Source organism: Pseudomonas soli (assembly GCF_021283165.2).
GTDB lineage: Bacteria > Pseudomonadota > Gammaproteobacteria > Pseudomonadales > Pseudomonadaceae > Aquipseudomonas > Aquipseudomonas soli.
In genome coordinates this window covers 3,221,827-3,245,357 of sequence record NZ_CP128543.1, presented here as the reverse complement: position 1 = coordinate 3,245,357, position 23,531 = coordinate 3,221,827, and the positions used below count along the sequence as shown (strand labels likewise).

Annotated in this window: 27 protein-coding genes and 2 pseudogenes; 12 read left to right on the top strand and 17 right to left on the bottom strand. The window is 64.3% G+C overall.

Features of this window, described 5'->3' with window-relative positions:
* Positions 1 to 28: 28 nt before the first annotated feature.
* Positions 29 to 449: pseudogene (locus LU688_RS27785) on the bottom strand (site-specific integrase).
* A gap of 254 nt (positions 450 to 703) precedes the next feature.
* Here LU688_RS27785 and LU688_RS15020 point away from each other — a divergent pair.
* Together LU688_RS15020 and blaOXA are read left to right on the top strand one after the other, a co-directional pair.
* Positions 704 to 1,363, top strand: a complete 660-nt coding sequence (locus LU688_RS15020) for a hypothetical protein (protein WP_094009994.1) — start codon at positions 704 to 706, stop codon at positions 1,361 to 1,363.
* Positions 1,364 to 1,598: 235 nt separating this feature from the next.
* Positions 1,599 to 2,417 (top strand): class D beta-lactamase, encoded by an 819-nt coding sequence (gene blaOXA, locus LU688_RS15015; RefSeq protein WP_094009993.1) that lies wholly within the window; start codon positions 1,599 to 1,601, stop codon positions 2,415 to 2,417.
* A gap of 71 nt (positions 2,418 to 2,488) precedes the next feature.
* Here the strand turns inward: blaOXA and LU688_RS15010 are convergent, their stop codons facing one another.
* Positions 2,489 to 2,695, bottom strand: coding sequence for a DUF6434 domain-containing protein (locus LU688_RS15010; protein WP_094009992.1), 207 nt, complete (start codon positions 2,693 to 2,695; stop codon positions 2,489 to 2,491).
* A gap of 684 nt (positions 2,696 to 3,379) precedes the next feature.
* On the opposite strand from LU688_RS15010, the gene LU688_RS15005 reads away from it, so the two are divergent.
* From LU688_RS15005 to fos, 4 genes are all read left to right on the top strand, one after another.
* Positions 3,380 to 3,757, top strand: a complete 378-nt coding sequence (locus tag LU688_RS15005; protein WP_094009991.1) for a hypothetical protein — start codon at positions 3,380 to 3,382, stop codon at positions 3,755 to 3,757.
* 142 nt (positions 3,758 to 3,899) lie between these two features.
* Positions 3,900 to 4,448, top strand: a complete 549-nt coding sequence (locus tag LU688_RS15000) for a GNAT family N-acetyltransferase (RefSeq protein ID WP_094009990.1) — start codon at positions 3,900 to 3,902, stop codon at positions 4,446 to 4,448.
* Positions 4,449 to 4,570: 122 nt separating this feature from the next.
* Positions 4,571 to 4,918 (top strand): hypothetical protein, encoded by a 348-nt coding sequence (locus LU688_RS14995; RefSeq protein WP_023629951.1) that lies wholly within the window; start codon positions 4,571 to 4,573, stop codon positions 4,916 to 4,918.
* Positions 4,919 to 4,994: 76 nt separating this feature from the next.
* Complete coding sequence (gene fos / locus LU688_RS14990; protein WP_094009989.1) at positions 4,995 to 5,405, top strand: fosfomycin resistance glutathione transferase; 411 nt, start codon at positions 4,995 to 4,997, stop codon at positions 5,403 to 5,405.
* On the opposite strand, the gene LU688_RS14985 is transcribed toward fos, so the two are convergent.
* The gene (locus tag LU688_RS14985; protein WP_038706187.1) at positions 5,396 to 5,905 is read right to left on the bottom strand and encodes a GNAT family N-acetyltransferase; all 510 of its coding nucleotides are present in this window, start codon (positions 5,903 to 5,905) and stop codon (positions 5,396 to 5,398) included. The genes fos and LU688_RS14985 overlap by 10 nt on opposite strands.
* A 150-nt stretch (positions 5,906 to 6,055) precedes the next feature.
* Between LU688_RS14985 and LU688_RS14980 the strand changes: the two genes are divergently transcribed.
* Positions 6,056 to 6,553: a methylated-DNA--[protein]-cysteine S-methyltransferase gene (locus LU688_RS14980; protein ID WP_094010351.1), complete on the top strand. Its 498-nt coding sequence runs from the start codon at positions 6,056 to 6,058 to the stop codon at positions 6,551 to 6,553.
* Here the strand turns inward: LU688_RS14980 and LU688_RS14975 are convergent.
* Complete coding sequence (locus LU688_RS14975; protein ID WP_038706186.1) at positions 6,546 to 6,788, bottom strand: hypothetical protein; 243 nt, start codon at positions 6,786 to 6,788, stop codon at positions 6,546 to 6,548. The genes LU688_RS14980 and LU688_RS14975 overlap by 8 nt on opposite strands.
* Positions 6,785 to 7,525, bottom strand: coding sequence for a carbon-nitrogen hydrolase family protein (locus LU688_RS14970; protein ID WP_094009988.1), 741 nt, complete (start codon positions 7,523 to 7,525; stop codon positions 6,785 to 6,787). The genes LU688_RS14975 and LU688_RS14970 overlap by 4 nt, the downstream gene beginning before the upstream one ends.
* An 82-nt stretch (positions 7,526 to 7,607) precedes the next feature.
* Between LU688_RS14970 and LU688_RS14965 the strand changes: the two genes are divergently transcribed.
* On the top strand, positions 7,608 to 8,132 hold the full coding sequence (locus LU688_RS14965; RefSeq protein WP_232888138.1) for a DUF2867 domain-containing protein: 525 nt from the start codon (positions 7,608 to 7,610) through the stop codon (positions 8,130 to 8,132).
* Positions 8,133 to 8,135: 3 nt separating this feature from the next.
* On the opposite strand, the gene LU688_RS14960 is transcribed toward LU688_RS14965, so the two are convergent.
* Positions 8,136 to 8,645: a DUF3016 domain-containing protein gene (locus tag LU688_RS14960; protein WP_094009987.1), complete on the bottom strand. Its 510-nt coding sequence runs from the start codon at positions 8,643 to 8,645 to the stop codon at positions 8,136 to 8,138.
* A 74-nt stretch (positions 8,646 to 8,719) separates the two neighbouring features.
* On the opposite strand from LU688_RS14960, the gene LU688_RS14955 reads away from it, so the two are divergent.
* Positions 8,720 to 9,415 (top strand): metallophosphoesterase, encoded by a 696-nt coding sequence (locus LU688_RS14955; RefSeq protein WP_094009986.1) that lies wholly within the window; start codon positions 8,720 to 8,722, stop codon positions 9,413 to 9,415.
* Here LU688_RS14955 and LU688_RS14950 read toward each other — a convergent pair.
* Positions 9,393 to 10,013, bottom strand: a complete 621-nt coding sequence (locus LU688_RS14950; protein WP_160291236.1) for a LysE family translocator — start codon at positions 10,011 to 10,013, stop codon at positions 9,393 to 9,395. The two genes, LU688_RS14955 and LU688_RS14950, sit on opposite strands and share 23 nt — an antisense overlap.
* A gap of 93 nt (positions 10,014 to 10,106) precedes the next feature.
* The gene (locus LU688_RS14945; protein WP_094009984.1) at positions 10,107 to 10,925 is read right to left on the bottom strand and encodes an AraC family transcriptional regulator; all 819 of its coding nucleotides are present in this window, start codon (positions 10,923 to 10,925) and stop codon (positions 10,107 to 10,109) included.
* Positions 10,926 to 11,060: 135 nt separating this feature from the next.
* On the opposite strand from LU688_RS14945, the gene LU688_RS14940 reads away from it, so the two are divergent.
* From LU688_RS14940 to LU688_RS27990, 3 genes and pseudogenes are all read left to right on the top strand, one after another.
* Positions 11,061 to 11,684 carry a LysE family translocator gene (locus LU688_RS14940; RefSeq protein WP_094009983.1) on the top strand — a complete coding sequence of 208 codons (624 nt, stop codon included), beginning with the start codon at positions 11,061 to 11,063 and terminating at the stop codon, positions 11,682 to 11,684.
* 523 nt (positions 11,685 to 12,207) lie between these two features.
* A pseudogene (locus LU688_RS27995) lies at positions 12,208 to 12,447 on the top strand (methyl-accepting chemotaxis protein); the annotation flags it as partial.
* A gap of 36 nt (positions 12,448 to 12,483) precedes the next feature.
* A complete protein-coding gene (locus LU688_RS27990) occupies positions 12,484 to 12,942 on the top strand; it encodes a CZB domain-containing protein (protein ID WP_390899040.1) in 459 nt (152 codons plus the stop codon).
* Here the strand turns inward: LU688_RS27990 and LU688_RS14930 are convergent.
* From LU688_RS14930 to LU688_RS14890, 9 genes are all read right to left on the bottom strand, one after another.
* Positions 12,930 to 13,205 (bottom strand): peptidylprolyl isomerase, encoded by a 276-nt coding sequence (locus tag LU688_RS14930; protein WP_013972552.1) that lies wholly within the window; start codon positions 13,203 to 13,205, stop codon positions 12,930 to 12,932. The two genes, LU688_RS27990 and LU688_RS14930, sit on opposite strands and share 13 nt — an antisense overlap.
* Positions 13,206 to 13,257: 52 nt before the next feature.
* Positions 13,258 to 15,207 carry an acetoacetate--CoA ligase gene (locus LU688_RS14925; protein ID WP_232888139.1) on the bottom strand — a complete coding sequence of 650 codons (1,950 nt, stop codon included), beginning with the start codon at positions 15,205 to 15,207 and terminating at the stop codon, positions 13,258 to 13,260.
* A gap of 88 nt (positions 15,208 to 15,295) precedes the next feature.
* Entirely contained in the window at positions 15,296 to 16,066 is a 771-nt protein-coding gene (gene hbdH, locus LU688_RS14920) for a 3-hydroxybutyrate dehydrogenase (protein ID WP_104443804.1), read from the bottom strand.
* A gap of 11 nt (positions 16,067 to 16,077) precedes the next feature.
* A complete protein-coding gene (locus LU688_RS14915) occupies positions 16,078 to 17,469 on the bottom strand; it encodes a GntP family permease (RefSeq protein WP_038706178.1) in 1,392 nt (463 codons plus the stop codon).
* 256 nt (positions 17,470 to 17,725) lie between these two features.
* Positions 17,726 to 19,111 (bottom strand): sigma-54 interaction domain-containing protein, encoded by a 1,386-nt coding sequence (locus tag LU688_RS14910; protein WP_104443805.1) that lies wholly within the window; start codon positions 19,109 to 19,111, stop codon positions 17,726 to 17,728.
* Between the two features lie 109 nt (positions 19,112 to 19,220).
* Positions 19,221 to 20,237, bottom strand: coding sequence for an ABC transporter permease (locus tag LU688_RS14905; RefSeq protein WP_094009978.1), 1,017 nt, complete (start codon positions 20,235 to 20,237; stop codon positions 19,221 to 19,223).
* Positions 20,237 to 21,295, bottom strand: a complete 1,059-nt coding sequence (locus LU688_RS14900) for a microcin C ABC transporter permease YejB (protein ID WP_094009977.1) — start codon at positions 21,293 to 21,295, stop codon at positions 20,237 to 20,239. The genes LU688_RS14905 and LU688_RS14900 overlap by 1 nt, the downstream gene beginning before the upstream one ends.
* Positions 21,292 to 23,127 carry an extracellular solute-binding protein gene (locus LU688_RS14895; protein WP_371920602.1) on the bottom strand — a complete coding sequence of 612 codons (1,836 nt, stop codon included), beginning with the start codon at positions 23,125 to 23,127 and terminating at the stop codon, positions 21,292 to 21,294. The genes LU688_RS14900 and LU688_RS14895 overlap by 4 nt, the downstream gene beginning before the upstream one ends.
* Before the next feature lie 87 nt (positions 23,128 to 23,214).
* Positions 23,215 to 23,496 (bottom strand): peptidylprolyl isomerase, encoded by a 282-nt coding sequence (locus tag LU688_RS14890; RefSeq protein ID WP_094009975.1) that lies wholly within the window; start codon positions 23,494 to 23,496, stop codon positions 23,215 to 23,217.
* Positions 23,497 to 23,531: the final 35 nt, after the last annotated feature.

The following is a 23,531-nucleotide window of genomic DNA, read 5'->3' as shown; positions in this document are numbered from 1 at the left end:
TTGTCCTGCGGGGGTTCCAGAGGTGTATTTAGGCCCTGTCATCAGTCTTGGGCCAATCTTGGGCCAGTTCGACTCGGGGCAGCAGCTTCTCCAGCTCCCTCCAGTCCGAGGAGGAGCTGATCCATTTCGCGTAGGTAGAGGGCAACATCTCGACGCCATGGCCGAGCTGGTTCGCGATGAACGCATAGGTCCATCCCAGCCATCAGGCACAGGGTTGCGTAGGTGTGGCGGGTGTCGTACTGCCGGCGCTCACGGATATCCAGCGCCATGAGCGCTGATTTGAATCGGCGGATTGTAACACTTGGCTCGTTGATCCACAGCCCACCTTTGCTTGGCTGGAACATAGATGGGCATAAAGGGTAGGCCGACTTAGAAGCCATTCGCCTCAAGTTGGCCAAGCACCGCGCCTGTCTCAAGGCGTTGAGCGCTCGGTCAATCAGCAACACCACCCGGTGATACTTTGTCTTCGCCGGTCTGCAGGCGGGTGGTCTGCGATGATTCGCTGGATCGTTGCGGTGCGCTCCAGGAGGCTGCGCCGGGACCAGTGCGCGGCAAGCTGTTCCGCGATTGCAGGCTGGATGCCGAGCGCTTCGCCGCGCTGGACCAGCTCAAGGGTCTGGAGCCTTTGGCGGTTGAGCGAGTGGGTTTGGATTGATCAATCACGCAGGTACGGTATCGTATGACTCCCCGCAAGGAGACGCGCATGCTGACTGTAACAAGATCCAGGGAATACTTGACCGATAGCTTTGTTGGCACGCACGAAGGGTGCGGAATCTTCATCCCTGCAAATCGTATGCTGTATCAATTCGTGAGCGATAACCCCAGCAACACTGACCGAGACCAGATTGCATCCAAGGCGTTGATCATTGGCAGGAGCCTCGCAGCTTCCGCTGAACGTCGAACCATCAAAGGCGAGCGTTTGTCGTCTGCAGACTTCTTCCATGGATTGGCAGATGCTATTTCCAAGTCAGGCTTGGAGGAGGTGCTGGATTTTCTTCCTCAAGACGGTACCATTTCGCGCTCGACCTCCACAGAAGTACACAAGGCGCACGCTTTCCTCTGCAGCGCGATTACCGGTTACACCCAGAGAGATTGCAGCAGCTTCGCTTCAAAGTACCTTCACTTTCACAGGCCTAACCACTTTCCAATGATGGATTCTCGAGCACGTACTGCGCTGAAGTGGGTGGCGGAAGAGGAAGGATGGGTATTTGCGTTCACCACCTCCAGATCCGCGAAAAATTATCCTGAGTACGTACGCATCTATCTCAACGCAAAGGATGTGTTCGAAGCCGATCTGGGAAGACCTCTAAGTCTCCGTCAGATGGATAACATTCTGTTGAATAGATACGACAACTACATCTAGGCTCTGCGCTACAAGCCTTGATCCGTGTTCATGCTGCATTGAAAATCAGGTAGCAGCGGTCGCTGGATGTGTGTCTATCGACACGGATAGAGAGCTGGCGTCGGCCTGCGATCAGGCCCGAACAGGTGGCCTGATTTACAAGGTACTCAGGGAGCTCGGGGCGACCATATTTTAAAAAACCTTTATAAATCAATGGCTGTGTGGTTTCATTTTCTGTTTTGAGGAATGAAGCCGCATGTTGAATCGTATGGGAGCTCTAGCTGGGATTGCACTGCTCTCCATCTGCATGGGGACAGCAGTCGCTGCTTCCTCCTCTGACCTGGTTGAAAAGCCAGAGTGGAAAGATTTCTTCGACGCGCAAGACACCGTTGGAACCATGGTGGTGAAAGATATGCGGGGGCGAGGGGCTGTAACCTATGTTTATAACCCGGATCGCTCTGATGTTAGGTTCACACCGGCCTCGACATTCAAGATTCCCCACACCCTCTTTGCGCTTGATGCCGGCGCCGTTTCGGACGAGTTTCAGGTTTTCAAGTGGGACGGAACGGTAAATGAGATTCCTACCCACAATGCTGATCAGAATCTAAGATCGGCAATGAGAAACTCAGCGGTCTGGGTTTATAGAGGATTTGCGGAAAAAATAGGTTCGAGAGAAGCGGCGCGATATCTCAGCCTCATTCACTACGGCAATGCGGATCCTACTGTCAAACAGCGCGACTATTGGATCAATGGCGGTCTCAAGGTTTCGGCTCGGGAGCAAGTCCACTTCCTGGAAAGCCTTTATCGAAACCAACTGCCGTTCAAGTTGGAACATCAGTTGCTGACAAAGGATGTCCTTATCGTGGGTGCCGGTCGAGACTGGATCATGCGGGCGAAAACCGGGCTGGGAGGCCAGATCGGATGGTGGGTAGGCTGGGTTGAGTTCCCTGACGGCCCTGTAATCTTTGCCCTGAACATCGATACCCCGAAGAGGATGGCCGATGCTCCCAAGAGAGAGGCGATAGGCAGGCAGGTTCTGGAGTCAATGGGGGCGCTGCCCGAGCACAGAAACTAAGCCAAACTGAAACCGCAGGGCGACCTTTTTCGTCTGAAAGACATCCCCCGGGGAGTACAGTCGTCCGGCGGTCAACTGCGCGTACGCATCCATTCATCCGCGACATCCCCCATGGTGGAGGGTGCTCCGCTCTTGATCCAGGCCATGAAGGTCCGATCGAACTTGAACGCCGCGCCGCATTCACCGAGCAGGAACTGCCGGACCTTCTGCGTATTACGGTAGTTCTTGTCGAGCAGGGTCGTGCGGGTGATAGGTCCAGCGTGCCAGTCGAAGCTCATTTCCACTACCTTGGGTGGCCAGGTTCGCTGGAGCCTAGCATCACTTATTGTTTGGCGCTTTTGCGGCGGCCGTGCCGGTTTCGCAATTCTGGATCCATCGTCACAACTCGACGCATTCAATTCGCTGGGCGGCAGGTGTACATGCAACTGCCGACGGCGCTGCTGGACGATTTTCTGGATGCGTCTCATCGGGGCACACCTCGATTGGCATCCTTGCGTAGAGCCGGAGTAAGTGATCAGTAAGCGCCTTTTTGCGCGATAGACCCTCCACGTCTGACCAATGGACATGGTCTTGAAGCGGGCAGGCTGGAATGGGAGTTGCTTGAGTCAAGCAAACCCACCAGGCGGGAGTGCAGACATGTTCCAGGATGACCTCTATTTCATGAGCTTCGTGGTGGCCGCCGTGCTGGCCTTGGATGTGGTGGCGGTTTTCGTATTCTTACAGGCCAGTGCCTGATCCCACGCTTGGGGACACGTCCCCAGAATCGGGGCCGGGCACAGAGTGCTCGGGAATTCGTCTGGGCGGGAGATCGGGCATCTGTGAGGATTGCATTCGTTCGGGGGGCTATTTTTGTTTGCGTGCTCGTTCGCGTGCTCCGCTTGTCCGCCAGCAGCGCCGACTTGCCGGGCGCTTGTAGACTCACCAGTGCTGTACGTAAATCTTACTCATAAGGAGCATGAGTCATGACACAGCAACAGGCTTTCAAAGAGGAACTGGCCGCCGATGTCCAGGTACCCCCAGGCTATACCTACCTGAGCAGCGGTCGTTGCGATGTTAAGGGCAAGGAAGGTGAGCGGGCCGGCGCTAACTTCGTCGAAGCGCAGATCCAGCAGTACAAATCCTTCATCCTCAGGACCACTGTCGGCGCGGGCACCTTCATGGTTCGCCTGGACTATTCCGGTGGCAGTGACAAGAACCTGCAGTACGTCAGCATCGATGACAGCTACTCCACCCAGGAGACCTTCAACATTCGCAGCGTTTCGATGAACAATCTGCGCGGTTTGTTCGCCGCGGGCAAGAGCTCGGCCAACCTGAGCTTCTATGTGTTCGGCAAACCTTGATCGCGATTGATTGACCTGTCCGGGCTCCGGTCGATTGAGGGCCGGAGTTCCGCGGTCATGCGCATGTGCTAGATTCCCATGCCTCACTGGCATCGCAAGGCGATGTCGGTCATGTCTGGTAGAAGGGAGCTGCGCCTTACCCATGTTCATCGAGACTCCTCGTCTTGTCCTGCGCCCTTGGGCAGAGCGGGACATCGAAGCCTTTGCCCTCGTCAACGCCGACCCCGAAGTCAGGCGCTACTACTACCCGGCAATACTGACGCCCGCTGAAACCTGCACGATGCTTGCCGAGTGCGATCGGCACCTGCAAACGCACGGTTTCGGCTTTGTCGCGGTCGAGCGCAAGGAGGATGGCGCGTTTATCGGCGGGCTTGGCTTGTCCTCGACCGGGGACGAGATACCGGGCGGCCCGCATGTCGAAATCGGCTGGATCCTCGGGCGTGAACACTGGCGCAAGGGCTACGCATTCGAGGCGGCCAGCGCGTGCCTGGCCTACGCGTGGTCGACCCTTGGGTTGCTTCAGGTCATCGGTTACACCTCGAGCATCAACACACCCTCCAGGGCATTGATGCAGAGGCTGGGCATGCGTTCGGATCCGCAGGAGGACTTCCTCGACGTGACGGTGCCTGAAGGCAATCCGTTGCGACCCCACGTGCTCTACCGGATCGACCGGCCCACCCAGGCGATATAGCGAACCGGCATACCGCACCCGTCACTCCGGGGCTAGGCTTGTAGATCGTAAGCAGACTATTAAAAAGGGTGGTGGCTGTGTGACTCTGTCCAGGGCATCCTGCTGGGGTGGTTGGAGTCTGTATGAATCGCTTGATGATGGCATTGGCCGCCAGCCTGCTGCTGGCCGGTTGCGCGCATGATCCCGATATCCGGGCCGGGCGCGACAACACCTTCGGCGTGACCGCGAAAGCCCCGCCGGATTACCTGAACTGCGTCAAAGCCGAGCTTCCCGCAAACGCGACGACCTTTATCGTGCAGAACCAGGACGCCCTCGAGCTGTTTGTCGCCAGCCTTGATCCGAACAAGGCCGACGGCCTGGTGAAGGTCCAGGGCTCCCCTGGGCGGCAACAATACTCCGCCTATCAACGCGATGCCTGGTATGACAAGGGGCGCCTGCTCGATGCCGCGCTGATGTGTTCGAGGGTATGATCGGCGCTTCGCGGGACGCTGCCGTTTGCCTCGTCCCGCGAAACGCTCTTGTCCTACTTCACTTCGGACGATTCTCATGTTGAACGGATTCAACCATCTCACCCTGGCCGTCTCCAACCTCGCCGACAGCATCGTGTTCTACCAGCAGGTACTGGGCTTCAGGCTCAGTGCTCGGTGGGAGCGGGGTGCCTATCTGAGCCTGGGCGAGCTGTGGCTGTGCCTGTCGGTCGATCAGGTAGAGGCGGGCGACATGCAGCGCACGTACACGCACTACGCGTTTTCCATTTGCCAGGGCGACTTCGCGGCCTTCGCCCAGCGCTTGCGCGAGCACGACGTGCGCCTGTGGAAGCAGGACAGCAGCGAGGGAGACTCGCTGTACTTTCTCGACCCGGATGGCCACCAGCTCGAAGCGCATGTCGGCGATCTGCAATCGCGGCTGGCGGCCTGCCGGGTGAAACCTTATGCAGGCATGGTGTTCTACGACTGACGCAACCGCGCCATGCACAGCGCGTCGACAAACACCCCATCGCGCACACCGTAGTCGCGCAACCGGCCTTCGACCTCGAAGCCGAACTTGCGATACAGCGCCAGTGCCGGTTCGTTGTCGGCGTAGACGGTGAGCTGGACCCGGCGCAGGTTCATCCAGTTGTCGGCAATGTCGAGGATGGCCGTCATCAGCCGTGAGCCGACGCCCTTGCCTTGCCAGGCCTGGGCAACGCCCATCAGCAGTTCGCCCAGGTGCGCCTGGCGGATGCGTGTGCTCTGGTCGAGGCCGATATTGCCGATCACCTGGCCTTGGTGCACCGCCACCAGGCGGATTTGTCGGTCATGGTAGGCGGCCAGGCGCTCGCGCCACACTTCGACGCCCTGATAGGGCATCTGCAGCACCTGGCGGCACACCGCGGGTTCGTTGTAGAGCGCGGTGATACCGTGCAGGTGCTGCTCGGCAAAGCGTTCGATGACGATGTCGGGCGAGGCGTCGTTCACTGTGTTTCCGTCCTTTGAAAAACGAGTGGCGCCTCAGTGTACGGGGCGGCGCTGCGGACTGGCCAGTGGCGATGGCTGGGCAAGAAAGCGGATGCGTGGCCGCGCCGCGATGGGTACAGTGCAGCGAACGTCATCCTGCCGGAGCCTGCCATGTCCTGTGCCTTCACCCTCATGCAATCGCCTGTCGGCACCCTGACCCTGGTGGCGCGGGGCGAGCGGCTGGCCGCCGTGCTGTGGGAGCATGAGCGGGACAACCGGGTACGCCTCGGCGAGCTGCACCGCGACGACCAGCACGGCGTGCTGCGCGAGACCGCCCGCCAGCTGGGCGAGTACTTCGCCGGGCAACGCCAGCGCTTCGAGCTGGACCTGGACTTTGCCGGGACCGCGTTCCAGCGTGAGGTGTGGGCGGCGCTGTTGAGCATTCCCTTCGGCGAGACCCGTAGCTACGGCCAGATCGCCCGGCAGATCGGCAAGCCCGATGCGGTTCGGGCGGTGGGCGCGGCCAACGGCCGCAACCCGATCTCGATCATCGCGCCCTGCCACCGGGTGATCGGGGCCTCGGGCAGTCTCACTGGTTTCGCCGGTGGCTTGCCGGCCAAGCAGTATCTGCTGGCGCTGGAGGGGCGCCAGAGCCTAGGCGTCAGCTGAGCCAGGCACAGAATACCGTCAACACCAGCGCCAGCACGGTGCCGGCAAACAGGCTGTAGTGGCGGTGGGCGCGGCGGGCGTGGGCTTCGACTTCGCGCAGGTACTGCCCCGCAGGCGGGGCGTCCGGGCGATGGCGCAGGCCTTCGGCGATATCGGCCAGGCGCCCGCGAATCAGGGTGCCCACCAGGTACCAGACGCTGGCATAACTGGCCAGGATCACCAGCGCATACTTCATGCGCCCAGCTCCAGTGGCCATGCCTGGGCAGTGCCAGTCGCCGTGTCGAGCAGCAGCAGGCCTGGCGCTGTATCACCGAGGCAGGCCAGCAGGTTTCCTTCGGCATCCCAGGCCGCGGACTGCCCGGCCCCCACGTAAATGTCCGCAGGGCCGACGCAGTTGCTCATGATCACCGGCATGCGCAGCCGCCGGGCAACCTGCGGGTAGTGCGCAGCCCCTGCGCGGATGCCTTCCTCGGTCTTGACCACGCTGACCAGGTAAAGGTCGGCGCCCTGGGCCTGTGCGTGCGCGGCGTGCTCGAGGAACATCGATTCATAGCAGATGGCCGGCGCCACCTGGTGGCTGCCGGCGGCGAACACCAGCGAGGTGCTGCCGGGTACGAAGTAGTCCAGTTCGTCGTCATGCAGGCGCTGCTTGGCATACACCAGCGGCGCCAGCCTCGGGCGCAATACCAGCATGCCGATGCGCACGCCGGCCATGGTCGGCATCGGCAGGCCGACCGCCGCCGTTACGCCGAAGCGATCGCACGCGGCTTGCAGCGGTACCAGTTGCGGCGAGTCGGCGGGCATGGCCAGTTGCCGGGCCAGCGTTGGTTCGTAGCCGGTCAAGGACAGTTCGGGGAACACCAGCAGTTCGGCGCCCAGGGCCGCGGCCTGTTCGATGGCGTGCAAATGATGGGCGATATTGGCGGCCACATCGCCTTTGCTCAAAGCCAGCTGTACTGCGCAGCTCTTCATGGAGTATCCGTCCTTGGCATGTCGTCGGCAGTCGAGGATACAATCGACGGCCGTTCCCTCCCAGTACCGATGTGTCGATTTCATGGACGAAAACACAATGACCCACGCCGCCACCATACCCGCCGACTCGCTGATCGCAGCGCATGCTGCTAAGGCGGGTTTTCGCCATTGCCGGGCGATTGAAATTGCGGACGACGGGCGGCCCGCCATGGCGCACTTCCTACGCCTGATGACAAGCATGCCCGGCTGGATCGACACGCTGATGGTGCTGCGCAACCGCCTGGTCGCGCTGCTCGGCCTCAAGGACCTGGGACGCTTGACCGCCATAGACCCGGCCCGCGCCCCGGGCAGCTACCAGCCCGGAGAGCGGGTGGGGATTTTCACCCTGGTGGCCAACACCGAGGATGAGGTGCTGCTGGTCGACCGCGACCAGCACCTGGACGTGCACATCGCCCTGCTGCGACGCCCGACGGCCGAGGGCCGTTGCGAGGTGCTGGTGAGCACCGTGGTGCGCACGCACAATCGGCTTGGCCGCCTGTACATGCTGCCGGTGGCACCGTTCCATCGGCTGATCGCACCCATCGCCTTGCGCCGTCTGGCGTGGTGACGCTCAAGAGGGCGGCTGGGCGAAGCGCTGGCGAAACCAGTCGCCGAGCATGGCCTTCTCCGCATACAGCCGGTCGTTGTTGCCCAGGCGGCCTGGGCGGCTGAGGTACATCTTGTCGCTCAGGTGCTCCTGGGCCTTGAGCGCGGGCTGGCCGGGCTGCTGCAGGGTGTAGTCGAGGTCGATGCTGGGCCAGGTGACTTCGCGCATGAAGCGCACATCGTAGGCCTGGCTGTGCCAGGGCTCGAACTGGCCGGCCAGGTCGATGTCGCGGATGTCGATGACCAGTTGCTGGCCGGGCCGCAAGTAGCGCTGGCCGAGTTTCTGCAGGTGCAGGGTGAGGACTTTCAGCACCTGCGGGTCGGCGCTGCGAGGGTAGGCCCGATTGTCGAGGCTGGCATCGCGGAATTTCTCGGGGTGCTCGAAACGCACCTCGACCTGCGCGGTCGAGGCGCCCTGTGCCATGCTGTCTAGTGCCAGCACCATCAGCACGGCACTGGCCAGGGTGGTTCGCATGATGCACCTCCGGGTTCGGGCGGTTTACCCGCTTATTTTACGCCGGTGCCGGAAAGAAGCAGAGGAATGATGCAATGACTGCGTTCAGGCGGATCGCCGCCAACAGCCGTGGCCGTGACCTGGCCGTGGGCGATATCCATGGGCATTTCAAGCGTTTGCGTGAATGCCTGGAGGCGGTCGGTTTCGATCCGCTGGTCGACCGTTTGTTCAGCGTCGGCGACCTGGTCGACCGTGGGCCGGGCAGCGCACAGGCGCTGCAATGGCTGGCCGAGCCCTGGTTCCATGCGGTGCAGGGCAACCACGAGTCGCTGGCGGTCAATCACCTGCGCGGCGGCCGGGTCGACCTGGACATGTACCGGGCGGCCGGCGGCGGATGGTTCCTCGATTTGCCAAAGGCCGAGCAGGTGCGGTTCGTCGAGGTGTTCGAACGCCTGCCGATCGCCTTGCAAGTCGACACGGCGGGCGGGCCGGTCGGCCTGCTGCATGCCGACAGCCCGTTCGACGACTGGGCGCAGCTCTGTGCGAGCCTGCAGGCCGGGGATGACCTGCAGGTGCGTGAGGTGTGCCAGTGGTCGCGCCGGCGCCTCAAGGAGGGCGACAGCCGCCCGGTCAAGGGCCTGCGCGCCTTGCTGGTAGGCCATACACCGGTGCTGGAGATCAAGGTGCTGGGCAACGTCTGGCACCTGGACACCGGCGGCTGGAGCCGTGGTCACTTCAGCCTGCTCGAACTGGATGGCCTTAAGCCGCTCAGCGCCAGGCCAGGTGCGTGAGAACAGCGCCGGCCAGCAGGATCAACATCAAGCCCGAGGCGCGCTCGAGCCAGGGCAGGGCGCGGGCGAAGCGGCGCAGTACCCGCGGGTTGCCGATGGCCACGGCAACCGCCAGGTCCCAGGCCAGGACGATGGCGAACATCCAGATGCCATAGCCCAGCTTGGCCCAGGTACCGCTGCTGGCGATCATGCTCGCCAGGCTTGCATAGAACAGTGCGTTCTTCGGGTTGAGGATGCCCGAGGCGAAGCCCATGCCCAAACTGTTCAGCCAGCCACGCGCAGACCTTGCCACGCCAGGTTCGCTGTGCGTCAGGGTTGCTTGCCCGGCATGGCGCAGGAACAGTTGGCCGAGGTAGAGCAGGTAGCCACAGCCGGCCAGCTGGAGGGTGACGAACAGAGGGCCGCCATCGCGTAAAAAGGACACCCCGGTAAACGCCGCACAGATGAACATGCCGTTGGCCAGGGCGATCCCGGCACAGGCGCCACTGGCGAGCCGCCAGCCGGCGCTGGCCGAGGTGCGGGCCACCAGGAAAAAGTCCGGGCCGGGTGATAGCAGGGCGAGGAAGTGGGCGGTGGCGACGAGCATGAACAGTTGCATGGGGGCGGGCTTCCTGGTGGAGGTAGCCGCAGTCTGTTGCTGGTGATGGGTGGAGTATTGAAGATTATTGCAGGGGGCCGCTGTGCGGTGATGTCAGTGCTTCAGTGCCGCCCGGTAGGCCCCAGGCGCCACCCCGACATGCGCCTTGAACACCCGCTGGAAGTGGCTCTGGTCGGCAAAGCCCAAGTTATAGGCCACCTCCGCGAGCGCCTGGCCCTGGCGCAACAGACTCCGGGCTTTGTTCACCCGCGCGTTGAGCAGGCAGGCGTGAGGGGTCATGCCGGTAGCGACGCTGAACGCCCGTATTAACTGGTAGCGCCCCATGCCGGCTTGGCGCGCCAGGCGCTCCAGGCTCAGTTCGGCCAGGTCCTGCTCCTGTGCGTGGTCCAACAGTTCGCGCAGTGTCGACGGCGGCAATGGTGGCGCCGCCAGCAAGGCCGGGTGCATGGAGAAATCATGTTCGCCGATGAAGGCCACCAACGCAGCCTCTTTCTCGAAGGTTGCCGCCGGTGAAAACAGCAACCTGTTCAGCGCGCAGAACTGCAGGTACAGCGCCTGTGAGCGAGTGACCCGGGCCACGGCACCGGGCTCGCCTGCGGCAACGCCGGATTCGAGGCGTAGCTGACGCAGCCACTCGGCATCCAGGTGCAGCATCTGGTAACTCCAGGCCTGACCCGGTTGCGGGTTGCAGGCATGCACCCGCTGCGCCGGCACGAACACCAGGGTACCCGGCGTCAAGCGCTCCTCACCGCTGGCGGCGCCGGTGAAGCGGCTGCTGCCGGCATCCACTGCGCCGATGGAAAAGCTGGGATGGCTATGAGCCTTGTAGCAGGCGCGGCTATGGCAAGCGCGGCGGCTCTCGACGTACGGCATTGCCGGGTCGTACCAGATTTCGCAGCTCGGGCGGGTCATGGCGAGGTGCCTTGAGACGGACGGAGGGCGCCAGTCTAGCGCCTGGTCGCTGTTACGGCCATTTGCCGCGCCACTGTGCTTGACGGGTCTGCCCGCCAGGCGCGACGCTGCACCGGTCCCTGCTGGAGAACAAGAATGGACCTGTCGAGCCTGCTGCTGTTCATCCCCGCCTGTTTCGCCCTGAACATGGCGCCGGGCCCCAACAACCTGCTGTCCCTGCACAATGCCAGCCGCTATGGCCTGCGCACCGCTTGTGTGGCCGGTGCCGGGCGCCTGCTCGCCTTCAGCGGCATGATCGCCCTGGCCGCGATGGGCCTGGCCGTGGTGCTGCACACCAGCGAGTACCTGTTCCTGGCGATCAAGGTGCTGGGCGCGGGTTACCTGTTCTATATCGCCTGGCAGCTGTGGCGGGCACCGGTCGGCGAGGCGGCGCTGGTCGGCGAGCAACCTCGCGGCACCTGGAAACTGGCGCGCCAGGAGTTCTGGGTCGCGGCGGGCAATCCGAAGGCAATACTCATCTTCACCGCGTTCCTGCCGCAGTTCGTCACCGTGGGCAGCGCCACCCCGGTCAGTGAACAGTTCCTGCGCCTGGGCGTGCTGTTCCTGTTGCTGGAGTGGGCGGCCATCGCCATCTATGCCGGGCTTGGCGCGTACCTGCAGCGCTGGTTCGCACGGCCCGGGCCACGGCGCATGTTCAACCGGGTCAGCGCCTCGCTGCTGGGGTGCGCGGGGCTTGGCCTGCTGGCGGCCCGTCGCTGATCCGCTGTTTTCCATCGCAGCTGAGTATTGCCGCGCTTTGCGCTTGCTGAGACCTTTCCATGTTTCTGCCCGGAGCTTTTTCGCCGGGTGACAAGCGGTGGGTCTATCCCGGGAGCGTGGTGTGAAGTGGTGGAGCAAGGCAGGTCGGCAAGACCCGCGGATCAAGGAGCTGAACGTCGCCCTGGAGCATTCCCGTTCACAGTTGGCGGCATCTGAGCAGCGCGTCCGCGAGGCGGAATCAAGGGCTGAGGAACTGGCGCGAGAGAACCAGGTGCTCGGGCACCTGGCCGGCAACCTCTCGGCGTTCTCGCATTCCCTGGAAATGACCCAGACGTCGTTCGCCAGCCTCGCCCACAGCATGGAGCAGGAAAGACAGTACGCCATCCGCATCCAGGGCATTGCCAGCAGCAACCAGGCCAGCATCGATGCCATCGCGACCAACCTCGAGCAGCTGGCCGATGCCTCCGGCGAGGCGTCGGAGAAGGTCGGCAGGCTCGATCATCAGGCCCAGCAGGTTGGCGGTGTGCTGGAGATCATCCGCGAGGTGGCAGACCAGACCAACCTGCTGGCCCTGAACGCGGCCATCGAGGCGGCGCGGGCGGGCGATGCCGGGCGCGGCTTTGCCGTGGTGGCCGATGAGGTCAGGACCCTGGCCAGGCGCACAGCCGACGCCACCGCCGAGATCGGCACGCTGGTCTCGGCCATTCGGGCCGACAGTGCGCAAAGCCGAGGACATATCGCCAGCCTGGCCGAGCATTCGTCGTCATACAGCGGGGTCGGCCAGTCCGCGGCCAGTACCATGCGCCAGTTGCTCGACATGTCAACGGTGGCCGAAGGATCGGCATCGGTGTCGGCGCTGCGCAGCTTCTGCGAGCTGGCCAAGCTCGATCACCTGATCTACAAGTTCCGCGTCTACAAGGTGCTGTTCGGCGTTTCGCAGGAGCGCGGTTCGGACTTTACCGACCATACCCACTGTCGCCTGGGCAAGTGGTATCGCGAGGGGGACGGGGCGCTGCACTATGCGCATCTTGCCGGGTACAAGGATATCGACGCGCCCCATGCCGCCGTGCACCGCTGCGCATTCGACGCCATCGATGCCCATGCCAGCGGCGATACCGCAGCAATGCTCAAGGCGGTGGCCGAGATGGAAAGTGCCAGCCTTGCCGTGCAGGAGGGTTTGGAGCGCGTGGTCGCCAGTGGCGAGCAATCGCCTGCGTTGTTGCAGAGACGGCGCGAGAGCGAGGCTCAGTCGCGATAGAACGTTTGCACCAGGTGATAGCCGAACTTGCTCTTGATCGGTCCGTGTACCACCCGCAGGGGCTTCTTGAAGATCACCTGGTCGATGGCGCCGACCATCTGCCCCGGACGTATTTCACCCAGGTCGCCGCCGCGCTTGCCGGACGGGCAGGTGGAAAATTTCTTCGCCAGCACGTCGAAAGCCTCGCCGTTGGCGATGCGCTGCTTGAGCTTTTCGGCTTCGTCAGCGGTCTTGACCAGGATGTGGCGGGCTTGGGCTTTCATCGGGTTACCTGTGCTTCGGGGCAAAAGGGCGACATTATGCCTGATGTCGCCCTCAGCGTAACGCCGGGCGGTCGCGGAACTGCTCCAGCGCCTCGGGGTTGGCCAGCGCGTCGGTGTTCTTCACCGGCCGGCCATGCACCACGTCGCGGATCGCCAGCTCCACCAGCTTGCCGCTGAGGGTGCGCGGGATGTCGCTGACCTGGACGATCACCGCCGGCACATGGCGCGGTGTGGTGAACTGGCGAATCACCTGACGGATACGCAGGCTGAGCGCCTCGTCGAGCTGCAGACCGTCGTGCAGGCGCACGAACAGCACCACGCGCACATCGTTATTCCAGTCCTGGCCGATGGCCACGCTCTCCAGTACCTCCTCGACCTTTTCCACCTGGCGGTAGATCTCGGCGGTGCCGATACGCACGCCGCCGGGATTGAGCACGGCGTCGGAGCGGCCATGGATGATCAGCCCGCTGCCAGGCACCTGCTCGGCGTAGTCGCCCTGGCACCAGACACCTTCGAACTGGCTGAAGTAGGCGTCACGGTAGCGCTGGCCGTCAGCGTCGCCCCAGAAGCCGAGCGGCATCGAGGGGAAGGGATGGATGCAGACCAGCTCGCCTTTCGCGCCGCTGACCGGCTGGCGTTGTTCATCCCAGACTTCCACCGCCATGCCCAGGCCCTTGCCGGAGATCTCGCCACGACGCACCGGCAGCAGCGGGTTGCCGGCCACGAAGCAGGCGACGATATCGGTGCCACCGGACATCGAGGCCAGGCACACGTCGGCCTTTATCTTGGCGTAGACATAGTCGTAGCTGTGGGGCGACAACGGCGAGCCGGTGCAGAGGATCAGGCGCAGGCTGCCCAGGCCATGGGATTTCGCCGGCTCCACAGCGGCCTGCTCCAGGGCGGCGAGGTACTTGGGGCTGGTGCCGAAGGCGCGGATGCCTTCGGCATCGATCAGGTCGAGCAAACGCTCGGGCCCGGGGTGAAGCGGCGAGCCGTCATACAGCACCAGGGTAGCGCCGACCGCCAGTCCGCTGGCCAGCCAGTTCCACATCATCCAGCCACAGGTGGTGTAGTAGAACAGCACATCGTCGGCCTTGAGGTCGTTGTGCAGGCCGTGTTCCTTGAGGTGCTGCAACAGCACGCCGCCAGCGCGGTGGACGATGCACTTGGGCACGCCGGTGGTGCCGCTGGAATACAGGATATACAGCGGATGATCGAAGGGCTGCGCGGCGAAGGTCGGCGTCCCGCCGGGCGTAAAGTAATCGGCCCACAGGGCCGTCGGCTTGCCGGTGAACTCATCGGCGCGGGTCTGCGGCCGGGTATGCGGCACCACCAGCAACTGCTCGATGCTCGGTAGCTGGGCCACGACCTGGTTGATCTTCTCCACCTGGTCGATGACCTTGCCGGCATATTGATAACCGGCGCAAACCACCAGCAGCCGAGGGGCGATCTGGCCGAAGCGGTCGATGATGCCGTGGCTGCCAAAGTCCGGCGAGCAGCTGGACCAGACCGCGCCGAGGCTGGTGGCGGCGAGCATGGCCACCAGGGTTTCCCAGGTGTTGGGCATGACCGCGGCGATACGATCGCCCGGCGCGATGCCGGCCTGGCGAAAAGCCTGCTGCAAGCCGGCGACCTGCGCGGCCAGTTGATTGTGGGTGAGGCTGTGGCGGCCGCCGTCCTCGCGCACGGCCACCACGGCCGGACGGTCATCGCGGCGCTGCAGCAGGTGTTCGGCGAAATTCAGGGTGGCGCCGCGGAACCAGCGCGCGTCGGCCATGTGTTCGCCTTCCTCGAGGATGCTCGATGGCGGCGTGTGCCACTGCACATGGAAGTACTCGGCGAGGGTCTGCCAGAACTGCGGGCGCTGCTCGATGCTCCAGCGGTGCAGGGCGGCGTAGTCGTCGAGCTGAAGGTTGAAACGCCGGTTGACGCGACGACGGAAGGCGTCCATCCGGCTGGCTTCGATCTGGGTGGTGGTGGGGCGCCAGAGTACGTCTTTCATGCGGAAGTCTCGGTCAGGGCTGAGAGTCTTGTCGCGGTGCGAGCCCGCTCCGCTACAGGAACGGGCTTGTCTTGTTCCACTCTAGCCTTTACTGGGCGAGCCAACCGCCATCGACGTTCCAGGCGGCGCCACGGACCTGGCTGCCGGCCTCGCTGCACAGGAACAGCACCAGTTCGCCGAGGTGGCGAGGGGTGACGAAGGCGAGGGAGGGCTGCTTCTCGGCCAGCAGGTCGTGTTGCGCCTGCTGTGCATCGCCACTGCCGGCGGCGCGGTCGTCAATCTGCTTCTGCACCAGCGGCGTCAGTACCCACCCCGGGCAGATGGCGTTGCAGGTGACGTTGCTGGTGGCGGTCTCCAGGCCGATCACCTTGGTCAGGCCGACCACGCCATGCTTGGCGGCCACGTAGGCGGCCTTGCCGGTGGAACCGACCAGGCCGTGCACCGAGGCGATATTGACGATCCGCCCCCAGCCACGCGCGCGCATGCCCGGCAACACCAGGCGGCTGCCATGGAACACCGCCGAGAGGTTCAGGGCGATGATCTTGTCCCAGGCCTCCACCGGAAACTGCTCGACCGGTGCCACATGCTGGATGCCGGCATTGTTGACGAGGATGTCGACCGCGCCGAACTCGCGCTCGGCCAGGGCGAACATTTGCTCGATTTGTGCGACGTCGGACAGATCGGCCGGATGATGGGCGACCTTGACCCCGAACCGCCTGATCTCGGCGATGGCCGCGGCCGGGTCGCCGAAACCGTTGAGCAGGATATCGGCGCCGGCCTCGGCCAGCACTTGGGCTATTCCCAAGCCGATGCCGCTGGTGGAACCGGTGACCAGTGCGGTCTTGCCTTTGAGCGTCATGCTTTTCTCCTTCATACGATGCCGGTGGCGTAGAACGTGGCGATGACCACGAACACGGCCAGGGTCTTGATCAGGGTAATACCGAAAATGTCCTTGTAGGCTTCGCGGTGGGTCAACCCGGTGACCGCCAGCAAGGTGATCACCGCGCCGTTGTGCGGTAGGGTGTCCATGCCGCCGCTGGCCATGGCGGCGACCCGGTGCAGCACCTCCAGCGGGATGTTGGCGGCGTTGGCGGCGGCGATGAAACTGTCGCTCATGGCTGCCAGGGCGATGCTCATGCCGCCGGAGGCGGAGCCGGTGATGCCGGCAAGCAGGGTGACGGTGATGGCTTCGTTGACCAGCGGGTTGGGGATGCCGCGCAGGGCGTCGGCCAGTACCAGGAAACCAGGCAGCGAGGCGATCACGGCGCCGAAGCCGTATTCCGAGGCCGTGTTCATCGCTGCCAGCAAGGCGCCGCTCACCGCGCTCTTGGTGCCTTCGGCCAGGCGCTGGCGAATGGTGCCGAAGGCGCACACCAGCACCATCAGGATGCCCACCAGCAACGCCGCCTGCACCGCCCAGATCGCCGTGAGCTTGGCCACGTCGCTCTGCACCGGCGCGGCCATGCCCGGCAGTTGCAGGGTGTGGCTGGTGCCGTACCAATGCGGGATCCAGTGGGTGAACAGCAGGTTCATCACGCCTACCAGAAGCAGCGGCGCCAGGGCCAGCCAGGGATTGGGCAGGGCGATGTCGTCGGCGGTCTCCGGTTCGTTGCGCAGGTTGCTGCCATAACCTTCGCCCTTGCGCTGGGCCTTGTTGCGCTGGCGTTGCAGGTAGAGCATGCCGGCGCTGAACACGAACAACGTGCCGATCAGGCCCAGCCAGGGCGCGGCCCAGGCGGTGGTGTTGAAGAATGTGCTGGGGATGATGTTCTGGATCTGCGGAGTGCCGGGCAGGGCGTCCATGGTGAAGGAGAACGCGCCCAGGGCGATGGTCGCCGGGATCAGCCGCTTGGGGATGTCGCTCTGGCGGAACATCTCGGCGGCGAATGGGTATACCGCGAACACCACAACGAACAGCGACACGCCGCCGTAGGTGAGCAGGGCGCAGACCAGCACGATCACCAGCATGGCCTGGCGGGTGCCGAGCAGGCGGATGGCGGCGGCGACGATCGAGCGCGAGAAGCCCGACAGCTCGATCAGCTTGCCGAACACCGCGCCTAGCAGGAACACCGGGAAGTAGAGCTTGATGAAGCCGACCATTTTCTCCATGAACACCCCGGTGAAGGCCGGGGCCACGGCGGCGGGGTCGGTGAGCAGCACCGCGCCGAGGGCGGCGATGGGGGCGAAGAGGATCACGCTGTAGCCGCGGTATGCAGCGAGCATCAGCAGGGCCAGGGCGGCCAGGGCGATGAGCACGGTCATCCTAAGGGGATCTCCAACTGTTGTTTTTATGGTTGGAATGCAGATAGCGGAAATCGTGCCAAGTTACTAAGTCATTGAATTTATTGAGTTTTATTATTTATCTGAAGCTCAGTGTCTCTGATTTGAGAAAGTGGGGTCGCGCCGCGATCCATCGCCGGCTTCCACAGTTGATCGCGGTACGCCCCTGTGGGAGCCGGCTTGCCGGCGAAAGAGGGCGCAGCCCTGGACGGATCTCGGTAATGAGATGCGAGTCTCGTTATTGAGACTCGATTTCCAGAATCGCCATCTTCTTGTACAGCGTGGACCGTCCCAAGCCCAATGCCTGCGCCGCCTCCGGCACGTTTCCGGCGCTGCGCGCCAAGGCATCGATAATCAATCCTCGCTCGAACTGGGCACATGCCTGGCGGTAATCCAGCGCTGGCGCGGCCAATGCCACCGGGCTCAACGGCCCCAGTGCGTTCGCCAGGTCATGCACGCCCAGTCGCGGCTGGTCCGCCAGCAGGGTCGCCCGCTCCAGCACGTTGCGCAGCTCACGGATATTTCCTGGCCAGGCATGGCGCCGCAACAACGCCTGGGCCTCGGCCTCCAGCTCGTACTGGCTGCCCAGTTCGGCGAGGATCGCCTCGCACAGCGCCGGCAGGTCCTCCAGGCGTTCGCGCAGCGGCGGCACCTGAACCGGCAGCACGTTCAGCCGGTAGTACAGGTCGGCGCGGAACGCACCCCGGGCCATGGCCGCCTGCAGGTCGATGGAGGTAGCGGCGATGATCCGCACGTCGCTGCGCAGCATCTGGTTGCTGCCCACCGGCTCGTATTCCTTTTCCTGCAGCACGCGCAACAGCTTGCTTTGCAGGGTCAGCGGCATGTCGCCGATCTCGTCGAGGAACAGCGTGCCACCCTCGGCCAGTTGCAGCTTGCCGCTGCGCCCCTTGCGGTCGGCGCCGGTGAAGGCGCCTGGGGCGGTGCCGAAGAACTCGGCTTCGAGCAACGCTTCGGGGATCGCCGCGCTGTTGATGCTGACAAAGGCCTTGTGCGCGCGGGCCGAGGCGGCATGGATGGCGTGGGCCAGCAGTTCCTTGCCGGTGCCGGTCTCGCCCAGCAACAGTACCGGCGAGTCGCTGCCGGCCCCACGCCGGGCGCGGCGCTTGGCCTCGAGGCAGGCGGGGCTGCTGCCGACGAACTGGGCGAAGCTGTAGCGGGCCTGGCGCGCGCGCAGTTGCGAGCGGGTCGAGGCCAGCTCCTGCTGCATGCTGGCGTAGCGCTTGAGCAGCGGCGACAGGCTGCGCAGCTCGTCGAACAGGGCGAAGCCGATGGCGCCGATCAGCGCGCCCTGGTCGTCGTGGATCGGCAGGCGCATCACCACCAGCGGTTCGTTCGGCGTGTCGAGCATGTCCAGCAGGATCGGCTTGCCGTTGCTCACCACCTCGCGCATCAGGCTACCGGGGATCACCGTCTCGCACGGTTTGCCGATGGCGCTGGCGGCGTCCTCCAGGCCGAAGCGGCGGGCATAGCGCTCGTTCATCCAGACGATGCGCGCCTGGCGGTCGACGATCACCGTGCCTTCGCTGGACTGCTCGATGATCTCGAACAGCGAGCGTATGGCCAGTTGGCGAACCTGGGGGTAGTCCTTGAGGTTGTCGTGCATGTATTGGCCTTGGGTTGGACGTGAAGGCCTCATCGCCGGCAAGCCGGCTCCAGAGATAGCGCGAACCCTGTGGGAGCCGGCTTGCCGGCGATGAGGCCGGTACAAGCGATCACCTGCGCGGGTCGAACGCCTCGCGCAGCGCATCGCCGATGAATACCAGCAACGACAGGATCAGCGCCAGGGCAAAGAATGCGGTGAAACCTAGCCACGGCGCCTCGAGGTGCTGCTTGCCCTGGGTCACCAGCTCGCCCAGCGAGGCGCTGCCGGCGGGCATGCCGAAGCCGAGGAAGTCCAGCGCGGTCAGGGTGGTGATCGCCCCGGTGAGCATGAACGGCACGTAGGTCAGGGTCGCGTTGAGGGCGTTGGGCAGGATATGCCGCAGCATCACCTGGGTATCGGAAAGCCCCAGTGCGCGAGCGGCCTTGACGTATTCCAGGTTGCGCCCACGCAGGAACTCGGCGCGTACCACATCCACCAGGGTCAGCCAGGAGAACAGCGCCATGATCCCCAGCAACCACCAGAAATCCGGCTCGACGAACCCCGACAGGATGATCAGCAGGTACAGCACCGGCAACCCCGACCACACCTCCAGCAGGCGCTGGCCGAGCAGGTCGACCCAGCCGCCGTGGTAGCCCTGCAGGGCGCCGGCCGTGACGCCGATCAGCACGCTGAGCAGGGTCAGGGCGAAAGCGAACAGCAGCGAGACCCGCGTGCCGTACAGCACCCGCGCCAGCACGTCGCGGCCCTGGTCGTCGGTACCCAGCCAGTTGCTCGTGCTGGGCGGGCTGGGGGTGGGCACCTGCAGGTCGTAGTTGGGCGTGTCGGCGCTGAACGGGATCGGCGCGAAGAGCATCCAGCCGCCCTGGCCCTCGATCAGCTGACGCACGTATTGGCTGCGGTAGTCGGGCTGGAACGGCAGTTGCCCGCCGAACTGCTGCTCGGTGTAGCGCTTGAGCGCCGGGGTGTACAGCTCGCCCTGGTAGCCGAGCAGCAAGGGCTTGTCATTGGCCACCAGCTCCGCCCCCAGGCTCAGCAGCAACAGCCCGGCGAACAGCCACAGCGAGATCCAGCCGCGGCGGTTGTCGCGAAAGCGGCGCAGCCGGCGCCGGGCGATGGGCGAGAACATCAGTGGCCCCTCGCGTCGAAGTCGATGCGCGGGTCGAGCACCGTGTAGCACAGGTCGCCCAGCAGGCGGATCAACAGCCCGGCCAGGGTAAAGATGAACAGGGTGCCAAACACCACCGGGTAGTCCCGCGACACCGCTGCCTCGTAGCTCATACGCCCGAGGCCATCGAGGGAGAAGATCACCTCGATCAGCAGGGAGCCCGCGAAGAACACCGTGATCAGCGCCTGGGGTAGCCCAGCCACCACCAGCAACATGGCGTTGCGCAGCACATGGCCGTATAACACGCGCCGTTCGCTCAGGCCCTTGGCCCGGGCGGTGACCACGTACTGGCGCGCGATCTCGTCGAGGAAGGCGTTCTTGGTCAGCAGGGTCAGGGTAGCGAAGCCGCCGATCACCAGGGCGCCGACCGGCAGCACCAGGTGCCAGAAGTAGTCGGCGACCTTGCCCAGCAGGCTGAGCTGGTCGAAATCGTCGGAGACCAGGCCGCGCACCGGGAACCAGTTGAGTGAGGTACCGCCAGCGAACAGCACGATCAGCAGCAGGGCGAACAGGAACGATGGCAAGGCGTAGCCGATCACGATCAGCGCGCTGCTCCAGGCATCGAAGCGGCTGCCATGGCGTACCGCCTTGCGGATGCCCAGCGGGATCGACACCAGGTAGGTGATCAGCGTGGCCCAGAAGCCCAGCGACAGGGTCACCGGCAGTTTCTGCACGATCAGGTCGGTGACTTTGGCGCCGCGGAAGAAACTCTGCCCGAAGTCCAATCGGGCGTACTGTCCGAGCATCAGCCACAGGCGTTCGGGCGCGGACTTGTCGAAGCCGTACTGGCGCTTGATCTCCTCGATCAGCTTGGGGTCCAGGCCACGGGTGGCGCGGGACCCGCCTTGCACCGCCTCGACCCGTGCACCAGGCGCGCCGCCGCCGATACCCTGCAGGCGCGCCACGGCCTGTTCCACCGGCCCGCCGGGCGCGGCCTGGACGATGGCGAAGTTCACCAGCAGGATCGCCAGCAGGGTGGGAATGATCAGCAGCAGGCGGCGCAGGATGTAGGTGGTCATGGCCCTTTCCTTAGGCGCTCGGCCATCTGTTGGGTGGTCAGTGCCCGTGGGCTGACTTCCCACCAGGTGTCCAGGCCTTCGTCATAGGCCGCCTGCACTTTGGGCAGGCCGAAGCGGTTCCACCACACCGTCGAGCTGCCAGGCGGGTAGTAGTTGGGGATCCAGTAGTAGTTCCATTGCAGCACCCGGTCCAGGGCGCGGGCGTGACGCAGCATGTCAGCCTGGCTGTTGGCGCGCACCAGACCGTCGAGCAGGCGGTCCACCGCCGGGTCCTTGAGCACCATCAGATTGTTCGAGCCGGGGTCGTTGGCCGCTGCGGAACCGAAGTAGTTGTACTGCTCGCTGCCCGGCGACAGGGTCACCGGGTAGCCGGTGACGATCATGTCGTAGTCGCGGGCCATCACGCGGTTGACGTACTGGGCGGCGTCGACGTTGCGGATGTTCAGCTCGACGCCGATCTGCGCCAGGTTGCGCTTCCACGGCAGCAGCAGGCGCTCCAGGCCCGACTGGCCATTGAGGAAGGTGAAGCTCAGCGGCTGGCCCTGGGCGTTGACCAGTCGATCGCCCTGGGGATGCCAGCCGGCTTCCTGCAGCAAGGCCAGCGCCTGCAACTGCTGCTGGCGGATGATGCCGGAGCCGTCGGTGACTGGCGCATTGAACACCTGGCTGAACACTTCGTCCGGCACCTGGCCGCGCAGCGGCTCGAGCAGCTTGAGTTCCTCTGCGTCGGGCAGGGCGCGGGCGGCCAGCGGCGTGTTGGCGTACAGGCTCTGTTGGCGGATGTACATGTTGCGCATCATCTGCCGGTTGCTCCACTCGAAATCCCAGAGCATGGCCAGGGCCTGGCGCACGCGGCGGTCCTTGAACTGCGGCTGGTCCAGGTTGAACACGAAGCCCTGGGCGATCTGCGGCTTGGCCGGGCCCAGGTGGGCACGGCGCAGGCGCCCGTCATCCAGGGCCGCGCCGTTGTAGCCGAGGGTGTAGGCGGTGGCGGAGTACTCGCGGTTGTAGTCGTAGCCACCGCCCTTGAGTACCTGGCGGGCCACTTCGGTGTCGCCGAAGAATTCGACGCTAATGCGGGCGAAGTTGTACAGCCCGCGTGCGACCGGCAGGTCCCGCGCCCACCAGTTCGCATCGCGCTCGAAGGTGATGCTGCGGCCGTTGTCGATCCTGCCGATGCGATAGGGGCCGCTGCCAACGGGTTTGTCGAAGCCGGCGCCGTTGGCGAAGTCGCGCTGGCGCCAGTCATGCTCGGGCAGCACCGGCAGGCCGGCCAGCTCCAGCGGCAGGGTGCGGCCATGGGGCTGCTTGAAGTCGAAGCGCACCTGGCGCGGGCCTTCGACGGTGACCCCGGCGACGTCGGCAAACTGGGTGCGGAACTTGAGGCTGCCCTGGCTCATCAGCAGGTCGTAGCTGAAGCGCACATCCTCGGCGCGCACCGGATTGCCGTCGGCGAAAGTGGCGCGCGGGTCGAGGTAGAAGCGCAACCAGGCGTCGTCGGGGCCGCGCTCCAGGCGCTGGGCGATCAGGCCGTAGACGGTGTAGGGCTCGTCGAGCGAGCGTATGGCCAGCGGCGCATATAACCAGCCGTCGACCTGGCTGACGCCGATGCCCTTGTCGATATAAGGCAGGATATGGTCGAACTGGCCGATCTCGATGGCCGAGCGGCGCAGGCTGCCGCCCTTGGGGGCGCCAGGGTTGACGTAGTCGAAGTGGTGGAAGTTCGCGGGATAGCGGGGGGCTTCACCGTAGACGGTGAGGGCGTGGGTGGGGGCGGCCTGTAGTGAAAACGGCAGGATCAGGCACACGCAACTTGCAACCACACAGCGCATGATCATGTCGAAACGGCTTTTGTGGGAGCGGGGCAAGCCCGCTCCCACAACGTTCGCTCCTACAGGAACGAGCACGGCAATGCCGGATCAGTCCTGGCGGCTGGTCACTTCCAGCAGGTGGTAGCCGAACTGGGTCTTCACCGGGCCCTGGACGACGTTCAGCGGCGCGCTGAAGACCACGGTATCGAACTCGCGAACCATCTGGCCCGGGCCGAACGAGCCCAGGTCGCCGCCCTGGCGGCTGGATGGGCAGGTAGAGTTGGCCTTGGCGACTTCGGCGAAGTCGGCGCCAGCTTCGATCTGCGCTTTGAGTTCGTTGCACTTGTCTTCGCTGGCAACCAGGATGTGGCGGGCGGTGGCTCGGGCCATGGGTACTGCTCCTTAGGTTCGAAAAGGCAAGCCTA

Excerpts from the sequence above, each read along its gene's own strand:
- LU688_RS15020 (WP_094009994.1), top strand. The coding sequence starts at position 704 with ATGCTGACTGTAACAAGATCCAGGGAATACTTGACCGATAGCTTTGTT.
- blaOXA (WP_094009993.1), top strand. The coding sequence starts at position 1,599 with ATGTTGAATCGTATGGGAGCTCTAGCTGGGATTGCACTGCTCTCCATC.
- LU688_RS15010 (WP_094009992.1), bottom strand. The coding sequence starts at position 2,695 with ATGAGCTTCGACTGGCACGCTGGACCTATCACCCGCACGACCCTGCTC.
- LU688_RS15005 (WP_094009991.1), top strand. The coding sequence starts at position 3,380 with ATGACACAGCAACAGGCTTTCAAAGAGGAACTGGCCGCCGATGTCCAG.
- LU688_RS15000 (WP_094009990.1), top strand. The coding sequence starts at position 3,900 with ATGTTCATCGAGACTCCTCGTCTTGTCCTGCGCCCTTGGGCAGAGCGG.
- LU688_RS14995 (WP_023629951.1), top strand. The coding sequence starts at position 4,571 with ATGAATCGCTTGATGATGGCATTGGCCGCCAGCCTGCTGCTGGCCGGT.
- fos (WP_094009989.1), top strand. The coding sequence starts at position 4,995 with ATGTTGAACGGATTCAACCATCTCACCCTGGCCGTCTCCAACCTCGCC.
- LU688_RS14980 (WP_094010351.1), top strand. The coding sequence starts at position 6,056 with ATGTCCTGTGCCTTCACCCTCATGCAATCGCCTGTCGGCACCCTGACC.
- LU688_RS14975 (WP_038706186.1), bottom strand. The coding sequence starts at position 6,788 with ATGAAGTATGCGCTGGTGATCCTGGCCAGTTATGCCAGCGTCTGGTAC.
- LU688_RS14970 (WP_094009988.1), bottom strand. The coding sequence starts at position 7,525 with ATGAAGAGCTGCGCAGTACAGCTGGCTTTGAGCAAAGGCGATGTGGCC.
- LU688_RS14965 (WP_232888138.1), top strand. The coding sequence starts at position 7,608 with ATGGACGAAAACACAATGACCCACGCCGCCACCATACCCGCCGACTCG.
- LU688_RS14960 (WP_094009987.1), bottom strand. The coding sequence starts at position 8,645 with ATGCGAACCACCCTGGCCAGTGCCGTGCTGATGGTGCTGGCACTAGAC.
- LU688_RS14955 (WP_094009986.1), top strand. The coding sequence starts at position 8,720 with ATGACTGCGTTCAGGCGGATCGCCGCCAACAGCCGTGGCCGTGACCTG.
- LU688_RS14950 (WP_160291236.1), bottom strand. The coding sequence starts at position 10,013 with ATGCAACTGTTCATGCTCGTCGCCACCGCCCACTTCCTCGCCCTGCTA.
- LU688_RS14945 (WP_094009984.1), bottom strand. The coding sequence starts at position 10,925 with ATGACCCGCCCGAGCTGCGAAATCTGGTACGACCCGGCAATGCCGTAC.
- LU688_RS14940 (WP_094009983.1), top strand. The coding sequence starts at position 11,061 with ATGGACCTGTCGAGCCTGCTGCTGTTCATCCCCGCCTGTTTCGCCCTG.
- LU688_RS27990 (WP_390899040.1), top strand. The coding sequence starts at position 12,484 with ATGCGCCAGTTGCTCGACATGTCAACGGTGGCCGAAGGATCGGCATCG.
- LU688_RS14930 (WP_013972552.1), bottom strand. The coding sequence starts at position 13,205 with ATGAAAGCCCAAGCCCGCCACATCCTGGTCAAGACCGCTGACGAAGCC.
- LU688_RS14925 (WP_232888139.1), bottom strand. The coding sequence starts at position 15,207 with ATGAAAGACGTACTCTGGCGCCCCACCACCACCCAGATCGAAGCCAGC.
- hbdH (WP_104443804.1), bottom strand. The coding sequence starts at position 16,066 with ATGACGCTCAAAGGCAAGACCGCACTGGTCACCGGTTCCACCAGCGGC.
- LU688_RS14915 (WP_038706178.1), bottom strand. The coding sequence starts at position 17,469 with ATGACCGTGCTCATCGCCCTGGCCGCCCTGGCCCTGCTGATGCTCGCT.
- LU688_RS14910 (WP_104443805.1), bottom strand. The coding sequence starts at position 19,111 with ATGCACGACAACCTCAAGGACTACCCCCAGGTTCGCCAACTGGCCATA.
- LU688_RS14905 (WP_094009978.1), bottom strand. The coding sequence starts at position 20,237 with ATGTTCTCGCCCATCGCCCGGCGCCGGCTGCGCCGCTTTCGCGACAAC.
- LU688_RS14900 (WP_094009977.1), bottom strand. The coding sequence starts at position 21,295 with ATGACCACCTACATCCTGCGCCGCCTGCTGCTGATCATTCCCACCCTG.
- LU688_RS14895 (WP_371920602.1), bottom strand. The coding sequence starts at position 23,127 with ATGCGCTGTGTGGTTGCAAGTTGCGTGTGCCTGATCCTGCCGTTTTCA.
- LU688_RS14890 (WP_094009975.1), bottom strand. The coding sequence starts at position 23,496 with ATGGCCCGAGCCACCGCCCGCCACATCCTGGTTGCCAGCGAAGACAAG.